This window comes from Christensenella sp., from assembly GCF_034927525.1.
Classification (GTDB): Bacteria; Bacillota; Clostridia; order Christensenellales; family Christensenellaceae; genus Christensenella.
Genome location: NZ_JAYFPU010000084.1, coordinates 1 through 3,992 on the forward strand (window position 1 = coordinate 1; position 3,992 = coordinate 3,992).

Annotated in this window: 7 protein-coding genes; 1 reads left to right on the top strand and 6 read right to left on the bottom strand. The window is 51.6% G+C overall.

Features of this window, described 5'->3' with window-relative positions; all coding sequences use genetic code 11:
• From VB081_RS03195 to VB081_RS03205, 3 genes are all read right to left on the bottom strand, one after another.
• On the bottom strand, nt 1-207 hold a 207-nt coding region (locus tag VB081_RS03195; RefSeq protein ID WP_323399404.1), incomplete at its 3' end, for a hypothetical protein.
• 145 nt (nt 208-352) lie between these two features.
• On the bottom strand, nt 353-541 hold the full coding sequence (locus VB081_RS03200) for a hypothetical protein (RefSeq protein WP_323399405.1): 189 nt from the start codon (nt 539-541) through the stop codon (nt 353-355).
• Nucleotides 538-705, bottom strand: coding sequence for a hypothetical protein (locus VB081_RS03205; RefSeq protein ID WP_323399406.1), 168 nt, complete (start codon nt 703-705; stop codon nt 538-540). The genes VB081_RS03200 and VB081_RS03205 overlap by 4 nt, the downstream gene beginning before the upstream one ends.
• A gap of 212 nt (nt 706-917) precedes the next feature.
• Here VB081_RS03205 and VB081_RS03210 point away from each other — a divergent pair, with 212 nt between their 5' ends.
• Nucleotides 918-1,262: a helix-turn-helix domain-containing protein gene (locus VB081_RS03210; RefSeq protein WP_323399407.1), complete on the top strand. Its 345-nt coding sequence runs from the start codon at nt 918-920 to the stop codon at nt 1,260-1,262.
• A 38-nt stretch (nt 1,263-1,300) separates the two neighbouring features.
• On the opposite strand, the gene eno is transcribed toward VB081_RS03210, so the two are convergent.
• The 3 genes from eno to VB081_RS03225 form a co-directional block, all read right to left on the bottom strand.
• The gene (gene eno / locus VB081_RS03215) at nt 1,301-2,581 is read right to left on the bottom strand and encodes a phosphopyruvate hydratase (RefSeq protein WP_323399408.1); all 1,281 of its coding nucleotides are present in this window, start codon (nt 2,579-2,581) and stop codon (nt 1,301-1,303) included.
• A 99-nt stretch (nt 2,582-2,680) separates the two neighbouring features.
• Nucleotides 2,681-3,073, bottom strand: coding sequence for a flavodoxin family protein (locus VB081_RS03220; RefSeq protein ID WP_323399409.1), 393 nt, complete (start codon nt 3,071-3,073; stop codon nt 2,681-2,683).
• A 10-nt stretch (nt 3,074-3,083) separates the two neighbouring features.
• Nucleotides 3,084-3,992, bottom strand: a 909-nt coding sequence (locus tag VB081_RS03225; protein WP_323399410.1) for a His/Gly/Thr/Pro-type tRNA ligase C-terminal domain-containing protein, incomplete at its 5' end; no start/stop codon positions are given.

Below are 3,992 nucleotides of genomic sequence, written 5' to 3' on the forward strand. Positions count from 1 at the left end.
GATCCCCTCTTTGGTGATCACATATATCGAGTGTCCCTTGCTTACTGCTTCCGTCAACTCGCCCATCGGCTGCATCGCATACGCACAATCCGTTTTGGCGATCCGCAGCTCCGTCACTGCCTCCGTATCCAGCGTCGTCGCGTATGCCGTGCCGCCAAACACAAGCATCATCACTGCAACGCAGATACAAAATATCTTTTTCATCATTTTCCCCTTTTCCTGTTTAACGCTCCCTACGGCGTTTATGTTAAGCTTAGAACCCCACATCGCGCGATGCGGGATATCATATATAGGAGGTAGAGCCGATGTTCTACCAACGCTGACCCCCGGCCAGAGAAAAACTGACTGGGGGTCATTTGATTGCCCCGCCATATAGCTTCTCCAGCTCCACAACGTTGTCCATCATGCGCTTCGTGCGCTTCTCCTGTATATGCTCACATTGTTCAAAATCACGTTTAATTTCTTGTTGCCGCCACATCGTATTGTTGCCCGTGCCCATCGCCTTCACAATGTACGGCGCGTCGCCTATCTCACAAATCATACATCTTCCTCCCCATATTCTTGATCTGTCACAACCTTCACCTCCACGCATTCAATGCCATAATCGTGCGCAAGCTCTCTGACCTCGGATAACAGTCGCCACAGCTCGTTGTATTTTCTTAGGAAACCAAACCGGCCATTTACAAAATCTAGCTTACATACCACGTTTTTTTACCTTCTTTTTATTGACATAGAGAGGAAAATATTCTATTATAAAAGAAGAGTATTGTACGAAAAAAGTCGTTTTCAATCAAAAAGTAGCGACCGAACCGATTGAATGGCATATTTTCCTCTCAGTGCTTATTATAATGGTAAATATTCCTTTTGTCAATCTTTATTTTTGGAAAATTTACCATCTAGTAAGGTGAGCCAAAAAAATGGAATTGGTGGAACGCATTCGTGAACTGTGTGGGCAAAAAAACACCAACTTCGCCGCTCTCGAGCGCGAGCTGGGTTTTGGCCAGGGAACGATACGAAAGTGGGACGCAAGCTCCCCCTCCGGCGACAAGCTGGATAAAGTAGCCGATTATTTTGACGTATCGGTAGATTACCTGTTGGGGCGCATCGATGTGCCGTACCCCGTCGAATCGATGACGGTAGGCCTTTCCTCCCCTGTCGGTTATTCCGAGCTGAACGAGGACGAGCGCGCCGAGATCGACGAGATCGTCGCGATCTATGCCAAGCGCAAATATAAGCGCGAACATCAACAAAAAAAGGACTGAGCGAAAGCCCAGTCCTTTTTCATTATGTGCCTATTTGATTATTTTAGCTTAAACGCACTCCAGCCCGCATAGCTTGCCGCACTATGCAGTTCTTCCTCGATGCGCAGCAGCCGGTTGTATTTTGCCACGCGGTCGGTGCGTGTAGGTGCACCTGTTTTGATTTGCCCCGCGCCTGTCGCCACAGCAATATCCGCGATGGTCGTGTCCTCAGTCTCACCTGAACGATGCGAAATGATTGCCGAAAATCCTGCGTTACGCGCAGTTTCGATTGCGTCAAACGTCTCTGTCAGCGTGCCAATCTGGTTCACCTTGATCAGGATAGAATTACCCGCGCCGATATCGATGCCCTTTTGCAGACGCTGCGTGTTAGTGACAAACAAGTCGTCCCCCACAAGCTGGATGGGCAGGTCGCTTGTCAGCGTCTTCCAGCCGTCCCAATCCTTTTCCCCAAGACCGTCCTCAATAGAAATAATAGGATATGCCGCGAGAAGCTTCTGCCAATAAGCAATCAGGTCACTGCTCTTTAACTGCGTATTCTTTTTGAGCAGCGTATACTGCCCATCCGCGTACCATTCACTGCTCGCCGCATCAAGCGCGATCTTCACGTCGTCCGTGCTGTATCCCGCGTCGCCGATAGAGCGTACGATCAGCTCAATCGCTTCTTCGTCGCTGGATAAATCGGGCGCAAAGCCGCCCTCGTCACCCACCGTCGTAGAATGCCCGGTACTTGTCAGGCGCGACCCCAGCGCATGGTAAATTTCAACGCCCCAACGAAGCGCCTCGGAAAACGTGGGCGCGCCCACCGGTACGATCATAAATTCCTGTATATCTACATTATTGGAGGCGTGCTTGCCGCCGTTCAAAATATTCATCATGGGCACGGGAAGCACATGTGCCATCACGCCGCCGAGGTAATGGAACAAGGGCACATTGAGCGCATGCGCCGCAGCCTTTGCCACAGCCAGCGAAACGGCAAGGATCGCGTTTGCCCCCAGCGCCGTCTTGTTCTGTGTGCCGTCAAGGTCGATCATCGTATGGTCTAAGAGGATTTGCTTCGAAGCGTCCATCCCACGCAGCGCGGACGCAATGCGCGTATTGATGTTATCCACCGCGCGCGCTACCCCCTTGCCGCCGTAACGGCCTTTGTCTCCGTCGCGCAGTTCGTGAGCCTCAAATTCCCCTGTCGACGCGCCGGACGGCACGCTCGCGCGCGCCATTGCACCGCTTTTCAAATATACTTCCGCTTCTACTGTCGGGTTGCCGCGCGAATCAATGATCTCGCGCCCTTTGATCCCAGCTATCTCATACAATGTATTCATGTCCGTCGTCCCCTTCCTTTCGTTGTATCATTCATACCCAAAAACAAGTATTAAAAAACAGGCTGCATAAATTTTACACAGCCTGTTTTATCTGCCTCTCTACTTCCCCAGCACATCCCGCGCAAAATCCGCCGCACGTTTTTGTGTTGCCTCGTCCTTCACCTGCCTGCTCGTACAATGAAATTCCTGCTTCATCGGCGTGATCCCGCATTTTTCAAGATGCTTCTTGATCTTTTCATACGCGCCGTCCGGATCCGCCGTGGTACTGAACACTGCCACCTTACCAGACATTTCCGGCGAAAGTGTTTTGATAAACTTTTTTAACTTGCCGGCGATTCCACCCGCGTAAAGCGCGCCGCCCAAAAAGAGGACGTCCGTCTGTCCTGCAATGAGCACACTCACATCTTTTGCTTCCACATCCGCCGCGACCGCGATCGCTTCGGCGATCACCTTCGTGTTTCCCGACCTCGAAAAATATCTAACCTCCGCCATAACAACCTCCTCAGTAAGATTTCGCGAAATACATCATCTGCTTCGCGGGCTTGCCGCAATGCACACACACATCGCCTAAATTCTTCTGGCCGTCAAACGGCATACACCGTGTGGTGATGCCTGTTTTTTCCTTGATTTCTTCCTCGCACCCCGTCTCGCCGCACCACATCGCGCGCACAAAGCCGTGTCCTGTTTCCACGCCCTCGATGAATTCTTCCCAGTTATGCGCATCAAATGTGCGTTCTTCACGGTATTTGAGCGCAGTCTCCAGCATGTTGGCCTGTATCTTATTCAAAAGGTCTTCCACTGTAAGTGCAATGTTATCCAGCGGATATGCTTCCTTTTCGTACGTATCCCTGCGCGCAAGCATACACTGGCCCGCTTCAATATCCCTCGGCCCGATCTCTAAGCGCAGCGGCACGCCTTTCAGTTCCCATTCGTTGAACTTCCAGCCCGGACTCTGGTCACGGTCGTCAAACTCCACGCGAATACCCGCCTCTTTCAATTCAGCATACAATGCTTCTGCTTTTTCCAGCACGCCTTCCTTGTGCGCCGCAACCGGTACGATCACGCACTGGATGGGCGCGACACGCGGCGGCAGCTTCAATCCGCGCTCGTCGCCGTGCACCATAATAAGCCCGCCGATCATGCGCGTAGATGTCCCCCACGAGGTCTGCCAAGCATATTTTCGCTGTCCGTCCTTATCTAGAAACTGGATATCGAAACCCTTTGCAAAATTCTGTCCCAGATTATGCGACGTACCCATTTGCAGCGCCTTGCCGTCCAACATCATTGCTTCCACAGTGTATGTGTGATCTGCGCCCGCAAACTTCTCCTTTTCGCTCTTACGTCCCGCAATCACAGGGATCGCCAACACGTTTTCCATGAATTCACGATAAACGCCCAGCATCTTCACGGT